General features: G+C 71.2%; 16 protein-coding genes. 7 read left to right on the top strand and 9 right to left on the bottom strand.

The window, feature by feature from the left end; translation table 11 throughout:
* Positions 1-143: 143 nt before the first annotated feature.
* Positions 144-1,811 (bottom strand): fumarate hydratase, encoded by a 1,668-nt coding sequence (locus ACZ4NT_RS24575; RefSeq protein ID WP_467727606.1) that lies wholly within the window; start codon positions 1,809-1,811, stop codon positions 144-146.
* A 197-nt stretch (positions 1,812-2,008) separates the two neighbouring features.
* On the opposite strand from ACZ4NT_RS24575, the gene ACZ4NT_RS24570 reads away from it, so the two are divergent.
* Both ACZ4NT_RS24570 and ACZ4NT_RS24565 read left to right on the top strand, forming a co-directional pair.
* A complete protein-coding gene (locus ACZ4NT_RS24570; RefSeq protein WP_467727604.1) occupies positions 2,009-2,737 on the top strand; it encodes a DUF1707 SHOCT-like domain-containing protein in 729 nt (242 codons plus the stop codon).
* 198 nt (positions 2,738-2,935) lie between these two features.
* Positions 2,936-3,313, top strand: a complete 378-nt coding sequence (locus ACZ4NT_RS24565) for a WhiB family transcriptional regulator (RefSeq protein WP_121405758.1) — start codon at positions 2,936-2,938, stop codon at positions 3,311-3,313.
* Positions 3,314-3,404: 91 nt separating this feature from the next.
* On the opposite strand, the gene glpX is transcribed toward ACZ4NT_RS24565, so the two are convergent.
* Positions 3,405-4,436: a class II fructose-bisphosphatase gene (gene glpX, locus ACZ4NT_RS24560; protein WP_121405759.1), complete on the bottom strand. Its 1,032-nt coding sequence runs from the start codon at positions 4,434-4,436 to the stop codon at positions 3,405-3,407.
* Between the two features lie 126 nt (positions 4,437-4,562).
* On the opposite strand from glpX, the gene ACZ4NT_RS24555 reads away from it, so the two are divergent.
* Entirely contained in the window at positions 4,563-5,081 is a 519-nt protein-coding gene (locus ACZ4NT_RS24555) for a DUF4245 domain-containing protein (protein WP_467727603.1), read from the top strand.
* A gap of 58 nt (positions 5,082-5,139) precedes the next feature.
* Here the strand turns inward: ACZ4NT_RS24555 and ACZ4NT_RS24550 are convergent, their stop codons facing one another.
* From ACZ4NT_RS24550 to ACZ4NT_RS24535, 4 genes are all read right to left on the bottom strand, one after another.
* Positions 5,140-5,730 carry a malonic semialdehyde reductase gene (locus ACZ4NT_RS24550; RefSeq protein WP_121405761.1) on the bottom strand — a complete coding sequence of 197 codons (591 nt, stop codon included), beginning with the start codon at positions 5,728-5,730 and terminating at the stop codon, positions 5,140-5,142.
* Between the two features lie 125 nt (positions 5,731-5,855).
* On the bottom strand, positions 5,856-6,089 hold the full coding sequence (locus ACZ4NT_RS24545) for an exodeoxyribonuclease VII small subunit (protein ID WP_121405762.1): 234 nt from the start codon (positions 6,087-6,089) through the stop codon (positions 5,856-5,858).
* Positions 6,090-6,098: 9 nt separating this feature from the next.
* Positions 6,099-7,307 (bottom strand): exodeoxyribonuclease VII large subunit, encoded by a 1,209-nt coding sequence (gene xseA / locus ACZ4NT_RS24540; RefSeq protein ID WP_121405763.1) that lies wholly within the window; start codon positions 7,305-7,307, stop codon positions 6,099-6,101.
* A gap of 337 nt (positions 7,308-7,644) precedes the next feature.
* The gene (locus tag ACZ4NT_RS24535; protein WP_467727600.1) at positions 7,645-9,024 is read right to left on the bottom strand and encodes an APC family permease; all 1,380 of its coding nucleotides are present in this window, start codon (positions 9,022-9,024) and stop codon (positions 7,645-7,647) included.
* A gap of 96 nt (positions 9,025-9,120) precedes the next feature.
* Here ACZ4NT_RS24535 and ACZ4NT_RS24530 point away from each other — a divergent pair, with 96 nt between their 5' ends.
* Together ACZ4NT_RS24530 and ppgK are read left to right on the top strand one after the other, a co-directional pair.
* The gene (locus ACZ4NT_RS24530; RefSeq protein WP_121405765.1) at positions 9,121-10,125 is read left to right on the top strand and encodes a 4-hydroxy-3-methylbut-2-enyl diphosphate reductase; all 1,005 of its coding nucleotides are present in this window, start codon (positions 9,121-9,123) and stop codon (positions 10,123-10,125) included.
* 60 nt (positions 10,126-10,185) lie between these two features.
* Positions 10,186-10,932 carry a polyphosphate--glucose phosphotransferase gene (ppgK, locus tag ACZ4NT_RS24525; RefSeq protein ID WP_467727598.1) on the top strand — a complete coding sequence of 249 codons (747 nt, stop codon included), beginning with the start codon at positions 10,186-10,188 and terminating at the stop codon, positions 10,930-10,932.
* 344 nt (positions 10,933-11,276) lie between these two features.
* Here ppgK and ACZ4NT_RS24520 read toward each other — a convergent pair whose 3' ends face one another.
* On the bottom strand, positions 11,277-11,951 hold the full coding sequence (locus ACZ4NT_RS24520; RefSeq protein ID WP_121405767.1) for a DUF6542 domain-containing protein: 675 nt from the start codon (positions 11,949-11,951) through the stop codon (positions 11,277-11,279).
* 176 nt (positions 11,952-12,127) lie between these two features.
* On the opposite strand from ACZ4NT_RS24520, the gene ychF reads away from it, so the two are divergent.
* Entirely contained in the window at positions 12,128-13,216 is a 1,089-nt protein-coding gene (ychF, locus tag ACZ4NT_RS24515) for a redox-regulated ATPase YchF (RefSeq protein ID WP_121405768.1), read from the top strand.
* A gap of 133 nt (positions 13,217-13,349) precedes the next feature.
* On the opposite strand, the gene ACZ4NT_RS24510 is transcribed toward ychF, so the two are convergent.
* On the bottom strand, positions 13,350-13,613 hold the full coding sequence (locus tag ACZ4NT_RS24510; protein WP_121405769.1) for a type II toxin-antitoxin system RelE family toxin: 264 nt from the start codon (positions 13,611-13,613) through the stop codon (positions 13,350-13,352).
* A complete protein-coding gene (locus ACZ4NT_RS24505) occupies positions 13,606-13,875 on the bottom strand; it encodes a type II toxin-antitoxin system Phd/YefM family antitoxin (RefSeq protein ID WP_019434848.1) in 270 nt (89 codons plus the stop codon). The genes ACZ4NT_RS24510 and ACZ4NT_RS24505 overlap by 8 nt, the downstream gene beginning before the upstream one ends.
* A gap of 285 nt (positions 13,876-14,160) precedes the next feature.
* Between ACZ4NT_RS24505 and ACZ4NT_RS24500 the strand changes: the two genes are divergently transcribed.
* Positions 14,161-14,994 (top strand): oxidoreductase, encoded by an 834-nt coding sequence (locus tag ACZ4NT_RS24500; RefSeq protein WP_467727594.1) that lies wholly within the window; start codon positions 14,161-14,163, stop codon positions 14,992-14,994.
* Positions 14,995-15,268: the final 274 nt, after the last annotated feature.

Below are 15,268 nucleotides of genomic sequence, written 5' to 3'. Positions count from 1 at the left end.
TCTTCCCCCTCACCGGGGGGGTTGGTTTTGGTTTCGTCGGGGGTCCGGGGGGGGGGGGGGGGGCTTCCTCGTGCCCGCGGTTCCCAACCCCCCGGCCCCCGACAGGGAACATGCGGAGGGGGCCGCGGCGGCCCGTCTCCCGGCTAGGCCAGCCCGGGACCCCGCACGGGAATCGACGTGAACGTCGGCGCGGGCGCCGGGTCCTTGAAGAAGTCGTTGCCCTTGTCGTCGACGACGACGAACGCCGGGAAGTCCTCGACCTCGATCTTCCAGACGGCCTCCATGCCGAGCTCCTCGTACTCGACGACCTCGACCTTCTTGATGCAGTCCTGCGCGAGCCGCGCGGCCGGCCCGCCGATCGAGCCGAGATAGAAGCCGCCGTGCGTGCCGCACGCGTCGGTCACCTGCTGGGACCGGTTGCCCTTGGCGAGCATCACCTTGGAGCCCCCGGCCGCCTGGAACTGCTCCACGTAGGAGTCCATCCGGCCGGCGGTGGTCGGGCCGAACGAGCCGGACGCGTACCCCTCGGGCGTCTTCGCCGGGCCGGCGTAGTACACGGGGTGGTCCTTCAGGTACTGCGGCATCTCCTCGCCCGCGTCCAGCCGCTCCTTGATCTTGGCGTGCGCGATGTCACGCGCCACCACGAGCGGCCCGGTGAGCGAGAGCCGGGTCTTCACGGGGTACTTGGTCAGTTCGGCGAGGATGTCGTCCATCGGCTGGTTGAGGTCGATCTTCACGACGTCGCCGGCCTCGTCGAGGTGCTCGTCGGTCGTGTCCGGCAGGAAGCGCGCCGGGTCCGTCTCCAGCTGCTCCAGGAAGACGCCCTCCGCCGTGATCTTCGCGACGGCCTGACGGTCGGCGGAGCAGGACACGGCGATGGCGACCGGGCAGGACGCGCCGTGGCGGGGCAGGCGCACCACGCGCACGTCGTGGCAGAAGTACTTGCCGCCGAACTGGGCGCCGATCCCGATCTTCTGCGTCAGCTCGAAGACCTTCTCCTCCAGCTCCTTGTCCCGGAAGCCGTGCCCCAGTTCGGAACCCTCGGCCGGGATCTCGTCCAGGTAGTGCGCGGAGGCGTACTTGGCGGTCTTGAGCGCGTACTCGGCGCTCGTGCCGCCGACGACGATCGCCAGGTGGTACGGCGGGCAGGCGGCCGTGCCCAGCGAACGGATCTTCTCCTCCAGGAACTTCATCATGGAGGACTCGTTCAGGACGGCCTTCGTCTCCTGGTAGAGGAACGACTTGTTGGCCGAGCCGCCGCCCTTCGCCATGAAGAGGAACTTGTAGGCGCCGCCGTCGGTCGCGTACAGCTCGATCTGGGCCGGCAGGTTCGAGCCGGTGTTCTTCTCGTCCCACATCGTCAGCGGGGCCATCTGCGAGTACCGCAGGTTCAGGTTCTTGTACGCGTCGTAGATGCCGCGCGAGAGGGCCGCCTCGTCGCCGCCCTCGGTGAGGACGTTCTGGCCGCGCTTGCCCATCACGATGGCGGTGCCGGTGTCCTGGCACATGGGGAGCACGCCCGCGGCCGCGATGTTCGCGTTCTTCAGCAGGTCGAGCGCGACGAACTTGTCGTTGGCCGAGGCCTCCGGGTCGTCGATGATGCGCCGGAGCTGGGCGAGGTGGGCGGGCCGCAGATAGTGCTGGATGTCGTGGATGGCCTCGGCGGCCAGCTTGCGCAGCGCCTCCGGCTCCACCTTGAGGAAGGTCCGCCCGTCGGCCTCGAAGGTGGAGACACCCTCGGAGGTCACCAGCCGGTAGGGGGTGGTGTCCTCTCCCTGGGGGAGCAGATCGGTGTACGCGAACTCAGGCATCTCGCCCATTCCTCACTCGACAGACAGCGGCTGGCCTCCGTTGGCAGCGTCCACCAGCGTAGAACCTGGGGGCGGCGGCGGGCTTGTGAGGTAAGGCTCAGTTCGGGCGGCCGCACCGGACCGCCGGGCCGGCGGAGTTTTCCACAGCTCGCGAGAGGGGGTAGTCGCGATCTATCGCGTTTGGGTACGCTGCTGCCGTGGACCTTCACAAGAGCGCCGCCCCGACCGACAGCACGCCCGCCGGCCGGCCCGTCACGCCGACCGAGCTGCGCTGTTCCGATGCCGACCGCGACCGGATCGCGGACATCCTGCGCGACGCCCTCGCGGAGGGCCGACTGACCGCCGAGGAGCACGCCGAGCGCGTCGAGGGGGTGCTGAGCGCCAAGACGGTGGGCGAGCTCGACGTCTTCGTGCGCGACCTGCCCGCCGGCCACCAGCGCCGCGCCGCCCCGGCCTACACACCCGCGCCGAACCGTCCCACCGAGGGCGCGATCCCCGTGGACGCCGACGAGAACGTGGTGGCCGTCTTCAGCGCCGCCGTCCGCAAGGGCCGCTGGCGGGCCGGCCGCCGCCTGCACGCGTACGCGATCTTCGGCAGCGTCGAGATCGACCTGAGCGAGGCGATCTTCGAGTACCAGCAGGTGGTGATCAAAGCCGTCTCGGTCTTCGGCAACGTGGAGGTCCGCGTCCCGGAGAACGTGTCGCTTCGCGGCAGCGGCGGCGGCGTCCTCGGCAACTTCGAAGTGTCCACCCTGGACGCCGACGACCCGGACGCCCCCGTGATCTACGTCGACGGCATGGCCGTACTCGGCAATGTGGAGGCAAGGGCCAAGCGGGGCAAGCTCGTTGCCGACATCCTCGACCGGGTGACGGACCGCGTCGCGGGGAAGGTCGACCGCGGTTTGCGCAAACACCTGGGGCATTGACGCTTGTGAATTCGGCGGCGCCCGGGGCGAATTGGTCCAGTCGCGCGGTCCGGAGAGGAGGGAGAAACTCCGCGCTTCGGAACGCAGTGCATAGGCGCGCGCACAGCGGGTAGGCCTTGCTGCATCGTCTCTCGGAGGGCGCTGCGGGAAGGTCCGCGGCGCCCGGCACGCTCGCGAAGCCGTCGTCAGGAGTAGACCGTGCTGCAACCGCCGCATCAGTCCCTGCAGGTAGCTGCCGTTCCGGCCCAGCGGGCGCCAGTGCGGGACAGGGATCAGGAAGCCCCGTGGCATACGGAGGCCGTCTGCCGGCGTGACGAGGCGGGCCTGTTCTTCGCACCCTCCAAGGAACCGACCGCTGCGCGGCTCTCCCGGGAGGAGGCCGCGAAGCGCGTCTGCGCGCGCTGTCCCGTCATGGTCGAGTGCCGGGAACACGCGCTGTTGCAACCCGAGCCGTACGGCGTGTGGGGCGGCCTCACCGCCGCCGAGCGCCGTGTGGTGCTCGCCCGGCGCCGCCGCCGCGATCTCGAACTGAAGAAGACGGCACGCACCTCGGGGACGATAGCCGCCGCCGGCTAGCCGGCGCCGCACACGCGAGAGGGGCGCCCTCCCCGCACGGGGGGCGCCCCTCTCGCGTGTGCACGGCTCGTCGGCGGACGGGCCCGCGGGTCTACTTGGCGCGGTCGAAGTCGATCGCGCTGTAGGCACGCAGCTTGCTCAGCCGGTGCTCCGAGGTGATCTGCCGGACCGTGCCGGACTTGGAGCGCATCACGATCGACTCGGTCGTGGCCGTCTCGGCGCGGTAGCGCACCCCGCGCAGCAGTTCGCCGTCCGTGATGCCGGTCGCGACGAAGAAGACGTTCTCGCCGGACACCAGGTCGTCGGTGTAGAGGACGCGGTCGAGGTCGTGGCCCGCGTCGACGGCCCGCTGGCGCTCCTCGTCGTCCTTGGGCCACAGCTTGCCCTGGATGGTGCCGCCCAGGCACTTCACGGCGCAGGCCGAGATGATGCCCTCCGGGGTGCCGCCGATGCCGAGCAGCAGGTCGATGCCGGTGCCCTCGCGCAGCGCCAGGATCGAGCCCGCGACGTCGCCGTCGGAGATCAGCTTGATGCGGGCGCCGGTCTCCCGGATCTCCTTGATGATCCCGTCGTGCCGCGGCCGGTCCAGGATGACCACGGTGACGTCCTCGGGCGTGACGCCCTTGGCCTTGGCGACCCGGCGGATGTTCACCGAGACGGGCGCGTTGATGTCGACGAAGTCGGCGGCCTCCGGACCGGTGACCAGCTTGTCCATGTAGAAGACGGCGGACGGGTCGAACATGGTGCCGCGGTCGGCGGCGGCCAGCACCGCGATCGCGTTGGTCATGCCCTTGGCGGTCAGGGTGGTCCCGTCGATGGGGTCGACGGCGATGTCGCACTCCGCGCCGGTCCCGTCGCCCACGCGCTCCCCGTTGAAGAGCATCGGGGCCTCGTCCTTCTCCCCCTCGCCGATGACGACGACGCCGTTCATGGAGACGGTGGAGACGAGGGTCCGCATGGCTCGTACGGCGGCGCCGTCGGCGCCGTTCTTGTCACCGCGGCCGACCCAGCGGCCCGCGGCCATCGCGGCGGCTTCGGTGACCCGGACGAGTTCCAGGGCGAGGTTGCGGTCGGGGGCCTCGGACGGGACCTCGAGTTCGGACGGCAAGTGATGCTCGGTCATCGGAGCGCACCTTTCTGATACGACGACGGCCGGATGAGGGTGTGCCCCGACTCTATCGTCAGACAGACAAAATGAGCAGGGGGCCCCACGGATGAGCAGACCACTGCACCTGCGACGATAGAGGGCGTGGCAGGTATGAAAGGCAAGCAGACGGTCCGGGACATGATTCTGTCCTTGGGCTTCATCGGGCTGGTCGCGGGCTTCATCTACATCTTCGTCCCGCACGACGACTCCGAGCCCCCGGTCAAGCGGGTGGACTACGCCGTCGAGCTGAGCACGGCCCGCCGCGCGGCGAGCTATCCCGTGGCGGCCCCCGAGGGCCTGCCGGCGGCCTGGAAGGCGACGTCCGTGCGGTTCGAGGGTGACAACTTCGACGCCTGGCACCTGGGCTACCACGACCCGGACGGCGAGTACGTGGCGGTCGAGCAGTCCACGCAGCGGCCCGCCGCCTTCATCGACGACGCCAGCCAGGGCGCCGAGGAGACGGCGAAGACGGAGCGCATCGGCGACCGGACGTGGCAGCGGTACGAGGGTGGTCAGTACGACGCGCTCGTCCTGAAGGAGAAGAACTCCACGACGGTGGTGACCGGCACGGCCTCGTTCGACCGCCTCACCAAGATGGCCGCGGCGCTGCGGACCTCCTGACCGCATGGCGAAGGGCCCCCGGCGTGTCGCCGGGGGCCCTTCGCCATGCGTCGTCGCGTCAGACGGTGGTGACGACCTCGTCGACCGCGAGGCGCGGGGAGCGCGGGTACCAGGCGTCGTCGCCGGGCTTGCCGATGTTGACGATCATCAGCGGGGTGTGGTCGTCGTCCAGGAACTCCTTCTGGACGCCGGCGAAGTCGAAGCCGGTCATCGGGCCCGCGGCGAGGCCGGCGGCGCGGACGCCGATGATGAAGTACGCGGCCTGGAGGGCGGCGTTCAGCGCGGCGGCACCCTCACGGGCCGGGCGCTCGGAGAAGAAGGCGTCCTTGGCCTGCGGGAAGTGCGGGAAGAGCTGCGGCAGCTCCTCGTGGAACTCGTTGTCCGCGGCGAGGATGGCGACCAGCGGGGCGGTGGCCGTCTTCGGCCGGTTGCCTTCGGCCATCAGCGGGACCAGACGCTCGCGGGCCTCCGCGGAGCGGACCAGGGTGATGCGCAGCGGCGACTGGTTGAAGGCGGTCGGACCGTACTTGACCAGGTCGTAGATCGCCTGCACCTGCTCGTCGGTCACCGGCTCGTCGGTGAAGGTGTTCGCGGTGCGGGCCTCGCGGAACAGCAGGTCCTGGGCGGCGGGGTCAAGGACGAGAGACATGAAGAGAACCTTCTCGAGACGTGCGGTGGATCAGCTGGCGATCACGACAGTACGCCGAAGAAGTTCAAGTTTCAACCAAAACGGGACCGTCGTGATCCGCTTCACAGGTCTCCGGTGATGCGGGGCTACTCCCCGTCCGCCCCGTCCGCGGGGTCGCGCTCCTCGGCGAGGGCGGCGTCCAGACGCGCCCGCGCCCCGTCCAGCCAGCGCCGGCACACCTTCGCCAGCTCCTCGCCCCGCTCCCAGAGCGCCAGGGACTCCTCGAGCGACGTGCCGCCCGCCTCCAGGCGCCGCACGACCTCGATCAGTTCGTCCCGCGCCTGCTCGTACCCGAGAGCCTCGTCCGTCTTGCTGGTCATGCGCCCACCCTATGCATCGACTCGTACCGTGAATTCACCCTCGGCGACGCGCGCCCGCAGCGGCTCGTCCGCGGCGACCTCGTCCGGCGCGCGGACCACGTGGCCGTCCGGCTTCTGCAGCACCGCGTACCCGCGCTTGAGGGTGGCGGCGGGGGAGAGCGCCACCACGCGTGCGTGCGTGTGCGTCAGCTCCGAGGAGGCGCGGTCGAGCTGGTGCCCGAGGCAGCGCCGCCCGCGGTCCAGCAGCGACGCGACCTGGTCCGCCCGCTCGTCGACCATCCGGTGCGGATCCTCTATCGAGGGCCGGGCCAGCGCGTGCGCCAGACCCCGCTCCTCGCGGTCGAGGAGGGACTGGACGGCCCGCCGCGCCCGGTCGCGCAGGAACTGCACGCGCTCGTACTCCTCGCCGACGTCCGGCACGACCTTCTTCGCCGCGTCGGTCGGCGTGGAGGCCCGCAGGTCCGCCACGTAGTCCAGCAGCGGGGTGTCGGGTTCGTGCCCGATGGCGGACACGACCGGCGTACGGCAGGACGCCACCGTCCGCACGAGCTGCTCGTCGGAGAAGGGCAGCAGGTCCTCCACGCTGCCGCCGCCCCGCGCCACGATGATCACGTCCACGTCGTCCAGCGCGTCCAGCTCCTTCACGGCCTGGACGACCTGCGGCACCGCGTGCACCCCCTGCACCGGCACGTTGCGCACCTCGAAGCGGACGGCGGGCCAGCGGTGCCGGGCGTTCTCCAGGACGTCCCGTTCGGCCGCCGAGGCCCGCCCGCACACCAGCCCGATCAGCTGGGGCAGGAACGGCAGGGCCTTCTTGCGCCCCGCCGCGAACAGCCCCTCGGCCGCCAGGGACTTCTTGAGCTGCTCCAGCCGGGCGAGCAGCTCGCCGACCCCCACCGGTTTGATCTCGGTGGCCCGCAGCGACAACTGGCCCCGCGGCGCGTACCACTCGGGCTTCGCGAGGACGACCACGCGTGCGCCCTCGCTCACGACGTCCGCCACGGAGTCGAACACCTGGCGGTAGCAGGTGACACCCACCGAGATGTCGTGCGACGGGTCGCGCAACGTCAGGAAGACGACACCCGCGCCCGGCCGCCGCGACAACTGGGTGATCTGCCCCTCGACCCACACCGCGCCGAGCCGGTCGATCCATCCCCCGATGAGCCGCGACACCTCGCCGACGGGCAGCGGGGCATCCGCGGACGTGTTCAGAGCCATGCGCCCGAGCGTAACGGCCACCGATGACAACCCCGCCCAGCCCTCAACCCGCCCCCACACCCGCAGCCGCCCTCCGGCACGCTCCCGTCCACCTGTCCGGGCCCTGCCGGTGTCGGCGCCCGCGGCCGCCGTCCGGCGGGAGGGGTCGGGCCGGTACATCAGATGCCTGTTGCAGGTCGGGCGGGCATCTCTCGGAGCCTGCTCAACGGGGGGTGCCGCCCGGCATGCGACGGGCGGATGTACCGGCCCGACCCCGCCCCACCCACCGGAGATCAGGCGCCCCTGGAAGCGGACACCGCAAACCCCGGACCGCTCCGACCGCCCCGGCCCGCCCGCCTCACCCGTCGGACGGAACCGCCCGCCCCCGCTGCCCCAGCAGCACCCCCAGCCCGATCACCAGCCAGACCGCCCCCACCACCTGCGCCGTCCGCGACGCCTCCACGATCACCGCGACGGTGATCGCGGCGCCGACGGCGGGCATCAGCACGTGCCGCCACCAGATGACCGGCCCGCTGCCCCGCAGGGCGAACCAGCCCACCACGCTCGCGTGCAGCAGTGTGAACGCGGTCAGCGCCCCGACGTCCACCACCGACACCAGGTGATCGAGACCGTCGTCGCGCCGCGCCGCCCACACCGCGGCGACCAGCGTGATGAGCGCTGCGCACAGCAGCGCGGCCCGCGGCACCCCGGAGTCGGTCTTCGACAGCGCCCGCGGCAACCGCCGGTCGCGCGACATCGCGAACAGCAGCCGCCCGGCCGCCGCCTGCCCGGCCAACGCCGCGAACGCCGCCCCGATCGCCTTGCTCACCGCGACGAGGTTGTGCAGCCAGTCGCCCACGGAGGCGTCCACGGCGTCGTAGAAGGCGGACCCCTGCCGCCCCGGATCGGCAGCCAGCTCCGCGGACGACACCGGTTCGAGGAGCGCCACCAGGTAGGTCTGCGCCACGAAGAGCACACCCGCGAGCGCGAGACAGAACAGCAGCGCCCTCGCGACCTGGTGCGAGCCCCCGGTGGCCTCCTCCGCGAAGGACGCGATCGCGTCGAAGCCCAGATACGACAGGACGGCGACCGAGACCGCCCCGATGACCGCGGACAGCGCGAACGCCCCCTGCGAACCATCGCCGGACAGCGGGGACAGCCAGCCCCGCTCGGCCCCGTCGCGCGCGAGGACGACGACCGCGGACACGACGAAGACGACGAGCACCACGATCTCCATCAGCAGGACCAGGAAGCCGACCCGGGCCGCCGTCCGCACCCCCCACAGGTTCAGCAGCGTCGTGACGACCACCGCGAGCGCGGTCCACACCCACCGGGAGACCTCGGGAACCAGCGCGTTCATCGCGATCCCCGAGAAGAGGTACGCCACCGCCGGGATCAGCAGATAGTCCAGCATCGCCATCCACCCGGCGATGAACCCGGCCCCGCTGCCGAGCCCCGCGCGCGCGTAGGCGAACACCGACCCCGCCTGGGGGACCACCCGCACCATCTGGGCGTAGCTGAATGCGGTGAACGCCATCGCGACCGTGGCGACGACGTAGACGAGCGCGACCGCGCCGTGCGACTTGGCGTCCAGGGTGCCGAAGACACCGACGGGCGCCATCGGGGCGATGAACAGCAGTCCGTAGACCACCAGGTCCCGGACGCCCAGACTGCGCCGCAGGCCGCCTTCCGCGCCGGCGTCACCCGCCGCGCCGGCCGTGGTCTGGGTGTCGGACATCCGTACCTCCCGAGCGTCGCTCCTGGCCCCACCCCTCCCGATCCTCCCGAGTCTCTCCGCGGAGGTGATCTTCGACCCGCCGGGCGCGGCCTTACGATGGTTTCCATGACTGCTTCGCCTGGCCGCCGTGTTCTGCTCGCCGCCCCCCGTGGCTACTGCGCGGGTGTGGACCGCGCCGTGATCGCCGTCGAGAAGGCCCTGGAGCAGTACGGGGCCCCCATCTACGTCCGTCACGAGATCGTCCACAACAAGTACGTGGTGCAGACCCTGGAGAAGAAGGGCGCCATCTTCGTCGAGCAGACGGCGGAGGTCCCCGAAGGATCGATCGTCATGTTCTCGGCGCACGGAGTCGCCCCGGTCGTCCACGACGAGGCGGCGCAGGGCAAGCTCGCCACCATCGACGCGACGTGCCCCCTGGTCACCAAGGTCCACAAGGAAGCCGTCCGGTTCGCCAACGACGACTTCGACATCCTGCTGATCGGGCACGAGGGGCACGAGGAGGTCATCGGCACCTCCGGCGAGGCGCCCGACCACATCACCCTCGTCGACGGCCCCGGCGACGTCGCCAAGGTCGAGGTCCGCGACCCCTCCAAGGTCGTCTGGCTCTCCCAGACCACCCTGTCGGTCGACGAGACCATGGAGACGGTCGACGCGCTGAAGGAGAAGTTCCCGCAGCTCATCTCCCCGCCCAGCGACGACATCTGCTACGCCACGCAGAACCGTCAGCTCGCCGTGAAGCAGATGGGCGCCGAGGCCGAGCTGGTGATCGTGGTCGGTTCCCGCAACTCCTCCAACTCCAAGCGGCTCGTCGAGGTCGCCAAGCTCGCGGGCGCCCGTGAGGCGTACCTGGTGGACTTCGCCGACGAGATCGACGACGCGTGGCTGGACGGCGTCACGACCGTCGGCGTCACCTCGGGTGCCTCCGTTCCGGAGGTGCTGGTCGAGCAGGTGCTGGAGCGTCTCACCGGTCACGGTTTCGAGGACGTGGAGATCGTCAAGGCCGCCGAGGAGTCCATCACCTTCTCGCTGCCGAAGGAGCTGCGCCGCGACCTGCGCGCGGAGGCGGCGGCCCTGGTCGCGGAGCGCACGGCGCGTCCGTGACGGTCCCCGGGAGGCCGGGGCCGAGGAGTGACGGTCAGTCGTACGACGTAACGTAGAGCCATGCAGATCTTCGGTGTGGACATCGGCGGGTCCGGAATCAAGGGCGCCCCGGTGGACCTGGACCAGGGCGAGCTGGCCCAAGAGCGTCACAAGGTGCTGACCCCGCAGCCGGCCACGCCCGACGCGGTGGCGGACGGGGTCAAGGAGGTCGTGGACCACTTCGGGTGGACCGGCCCCGTCGGCATCACCTTCCCCGGCGTGGTCACCGGCGGCTCCACGATCCGTACGGCCGCCAACGTGGACAAGCGCTGGATCGACACGGACGCGCGCGCCCTGCTGAGCGACCGGCTGGGCGGCCTCCCGGTGACGGTGCTGAACGACGCGGACGCGGCGGGCGTGGCGGAGATGCGCTTCGGCCAGGGCCGCGACCGGCGGGGCACGGTCATCATGCTCACCTTCGGCACGGGCATCGGCAGCGCCCTCTTCGTCGACGGCGCCCTGGTGCCGAACACGGAGCTGGGCCATTTGGAGCTGCACGGCCACGACGCGGAGAAGCGTGCCTCCACCAAGGCCAAGGAGGATCACGACCTCAGCTGGGAGCACTGGGCGTCCCGCGTCCAGAAGTACCTGGCCCACGTCGAGATGCTCTTCTCGCCCGACCTCTTCATCATCGGCGGCGGCGTCAGCCGCAAGGCGCACAAGTTCCTGCCGCTGATCGAGGACATCCAGGCGGAGATGCTCCCGGCCGCCCTGCAGAACAACGCGGGCATCGTGGGCGCGGCGATGCGAGCGGCGAAGCACGCGTAGGTTCACCCGCGGCGCGGGGGACCGGCCGACCGACGGTGGCGCCCACCCGGCCCGGCTCCCGCGCGCCGGTGTCCCCGCCGAGCCGCCGGAAGCGCCCCTGAAAACGGACGCCCCGTCCGGCGCGGTGCCCGCAGGTCCGACGGAGCCCCGTCGCGAGCGTCCTGCGCGAACGCCGTCTCACCGAGGGTGCGACCACCCGGGGCCGGGCGTTCGCGGAGGCTGCGTCTCCGTCGGGGTGCCGACGCCGGAGGGGCTGATTTTCGCCTCGGTCCCGGCCTGGTACCCGGGACCGTCCGGTCGCGGAGGCCGTACGCCGGGGGCCGGCGCCCCGGACCCCGCTCGGGTCAGGCGGTGGGGCGGCGGCGCGGCGGTGCCGTGACTCGCACGGGCTGCGCGCGGCGCTGAGCCGCCGCCCGGCGGGTCATCTGGCGCACCTTGCGCACGGACGCGATGAGCCCCGCGACCAGCGTCCCGCCGTACAGCCAGCCCGCCTGCGTGGCGAGCGCGGTGACGAGCCCCATCACGTGGCCGCCGAAGCCTCCGCCCCCGTCGGCGACGGGCAGCAGGCCGAAGGCGAACGCGATCGGCACGACGACCGGCGCGGTGACGAGGTCACCCCGGCGCACCCACACCGCGGTCACCGCGCAGACGGGCAGGAACAGCACGCCGTACACCGTGAGGGACGCGCCGAACAGCAGCTGGTCGAGGCAGGCGAGCGCGAACATCAGCGCGCCGCAGAACAGTCCGCTGCCGAGTCCCGTGAGACGCGGGTTCGGCATCCGCCGTACCGCCTGCACCAGCGGTGACACCGGTCGCCGGGCGCCGGGGGTGCCCCGCTGGACACCGTTCCCGGGCCGGGGAGCGGCGGCGGCACCGCGCGGTACGGCGGGGCCGCCCCGTCTCGCGGACGGGGCCCGGCCGGGCCGGCCCGCGGCCGAGCCACCCCGCCCCGTCTGTGGGGGCAGGGGCGTGCCGCGTCGGGGTCTGGGCTGCGGGGGGCGCGTCCTGTGTTGCTCCACCGGACCAACTTAGGTCGTTTTATGTGCCGAATGACCCCTGGGACACGCCGAGGGACGGACCTTGGCCATGCGTTCGATACGTCGCCGGTGCGAGGCCCCGCACGCCGTAGACTGGTGGATCGGCCCGCTCACCACGCAGGCCCTGCCGCCCATCCTCACGTACGGGAAGTCGCAACGTGTCGCTCACGATCGGAATCGTCGGTCTGCCCAATGTCGGCAAGTCGACCCTGTTCAACGCCCTGACCAAGAACGACGTGCTGGCGGCCAACTACCCGTTCGCCACGATCGAGCCCAACGTGGGTGTCGTCGGCGTCCCCGACCCCCGTCTGACGAAGCTGGCCGAAATCTTCCAGTCGCAGCGCGTCCTGCCGGCGACCGTCGACTTCGTCGACATCGCGGGCATCGTGAAGGGTGCCTCGGAGGGCGAGGGCCTGGGCAACAAGTTCCTCGCGAACATCCGCGAGTCCGACGCGATCTGCCAGGTCATCCGCGCCTTCAAGGACGAGAACGTCGTCCATGTCGACGGCAAGGTCTCGCCGAAGGACGACATCGAGACGATCAACACCGAGCTGATCCTCGCGGACCTCCAGACGATCGAGAAGGTCCTGCCGCGCCTCCAGAAGGAGTCGCGCATCAAGAAGGACATCGCGCCGAAGGTCAAGGCGGTCGAGGAGGCCAAGGAGATCCTGGAGCGGGGCGACACGCTCTTCTCCGCGGGCATCGTCCAGGGCTCCGGCAACGAGGAGCTCCTGCACGACCTGCACCTGCTGACCACCAAGCCGTTCCTCTACGTCTTCAACGTCGACGAGGACGAGCTGACGGACGACGCCTTCAAGGACGAGCAGCGCGCGCTGGTCGCCCCGGCCGAGGCGATCTTCCTGAACGCCAAGCTGGAGCAGGACCTCGCCGAGCTCGACGAGGAGGACGCCATGGAGCTCCTCCAGTCCGTCGGCGCCGAGGAGCCGGGTCTCACCACCCTGGCCCGCGTCGGCTTCGCGACCCTCGGCCTGCAGACCTACCTGACGGCAGGCCCCAAGGAGTCCCGCGCCTGGACCATCAAGAAGGGCGCCACCGCCCCCGAGGCCGCCGGAGTCATCCACACGGACTTCCAGAAGGGCTTCATCAAGGCGGAGGTCATCTCCTTCGAGGACCTCGTCGAGACCGGCTCGGTCGCCGAGGCCCGCGCCAAGGGCAAGGCCCGTATGGAAGGCAAGGACTACGTCATGCAGGACGGCGACGTGGTGGAGTTCCGCTTCAACGTGTAACCGCTCCGTTACTGCACGCTAAGTGACCCGTCAAGCGTGCAGGTGGGAAGGGGTCGGCTCCTCCGGGAGTCGGCCCCTTCGCCGTCACCGTGCTGGATGGGTGCTGGATATTCTGACGCCGGATCGGCCGGCGTCAGGTGTCGTAAACGGTGGAACGATGCCCGACGTGTACGACCCACACCAGGAGCTCCCCGTTGTCGATCGTGTAGGCGACGCGGTAGTCGCCGACGCGCAGACGGCGTCGCTCGGGCTGGGACACGAGTGCGATGGTGTTGAAGCCGAGGGGGTCGGCCTCCAACTCGGTCAGCTTGGCCAGGATGCGCAGTGCCATGTCGCGAGGGATCTTCCGAAGCTCGGCCTGCGCCTCGGGGCGGAAGACGGTTCGGTACTCACTCACCGCGCGCCAGCGTCTCCCTCATGATGTCCTCGATCGGGATGCCGGGAGCCGGGTTGGCCATGCGCTCATCGATGATCCGGTTGATCTCGCGCTCTTCCCATTCCTGGTACTTGCGCAGCACCTCGATGGAGACGACGGCTGCGACTTCCTTGCCTCGGCGGGTGATGACTGTGGGTACATCGTCGCGGTCGGCGCGCTCCACGACTTCCGCCAGGTGGGCGCGCACGTCGCGGATGGACTCGATGGGCAGCGGCTGCGTCATGCGCTCAAGCGTACCGAGTGTGCCATGTGTACACCATTCTCCCGTGGTGCTGGAGGTGCTGGATGAACCCGATCCCGGTCGGGTGGTCGTCGATGGGCCGGGCTCCGGGGGAGCCCGGCCCATCGCGTGTCCCGGGCCGCACGGGGGCGGTGGGTGCTCGCGCGTCCCCGCCGCGGCACGTCGCCGCGGCTGGATCGTGACGGTCGCGGTGGACGCCTTCCAAGGTCATGTGCACCGTGTCCCCGGCGCACGTGAGGGTCACGGCCGCGCCGACGAGGGGGATCCATGAGCAGGGTGTGGCTGATCACCGGTGCCGGCAGCGGGTTCGGGAAGGCGATCGCCGAGGCGGCCCTCGACGCGGGGGACGTGGTCGTCGGGGCCGCACGGCGGGTGGAGGCGCTGGACGACCTCGTCGCCGCCCGTCCCGGCAGGGTGGAGGCCGTGCCGCTGGACGTCACCGACGTGCAGGCGTGCGCGGCAGCGGTGGCCGGCGTGGTGGAACGGCACGGACGGATCGACGTACTGGTCAACAACGCGGGCCGGACGCACGTCGGGGCCTTCGAGGAGACCGGCGACGACGACCTGCGCTTGCTCTTCGACGTGCACGTCTTCGGCCCCGCGGCGCTCGTGCGGGCCGCACTGCCGCACATGCGGGCCCGCCGTTCCGGCGCCGTCGTGCAGCTGAGCAGCGTCGGCGGGCAGATGTCCTTCGCGGGCTTCTCGGCGTACAGCGGGACGAAGTTCGCGCTGGAAGGGATGTCGGAGGCGCTCGCCGACGAGGTGAAGGAGTTCGGGATCAAGGTGCTGATCGTCGAGCCGGGCGCCTTCCGCACCGGGCTCTTCGGTGCCGGCCGGGCCACGGCCAGTCCCGAACTCGGGCCGTACGACGCGACGGTGGGCGCCACCCGCCGGATGGTCGAGGGCGGTGACGGCACCCAGCCGGGGGATCCCGCCAAGGCGGCGGCCGTCATCCTGGCCGCGCTCGACGCCGAGCGCACCCCGCTGCGGCTGCCGCTCGGCGAGGACGGCGTCACGGCGGTTCTCGGCCACCTCGACGAGGTCCGCGAGGACGTCGCCGCCTGGGAGAAGGCCGCGCGCGCCACGGCCTTCGACGCCTGAGCACCAGTCCCCGGCCCCGCCCGGGCTCCCTGCCGTCCTGGTCCGGGTCCGGGCTCCCGCCGGGTTCGTGGGCCGTCGTGGTTCGGGCTCGGGTCGGCCTCGCGGACTCGCCCCCGGTCCGGGCTCGGGTTCGTCGGGTGTCCCGGCCCGGCGCGTGTCCTGCCGGGGTCCGTGTGAGCCCCGGTCAGGTCACCGACCGCCGACACGGCGCCCCGGCCCACGCCGCCACTCAGCGCTCTCCGCCGTTTCTGCCCCGGAGGGCCCCGGGACGCAC

The organism is Streptomyces sp. NPDC026417 (assembly GCF_055567695.1).
The sequence above is the reverse complement of the archived record's forward strand: the minus strand, read 5'-3'. Positions and strand labels throughout refer to the sequence as shown.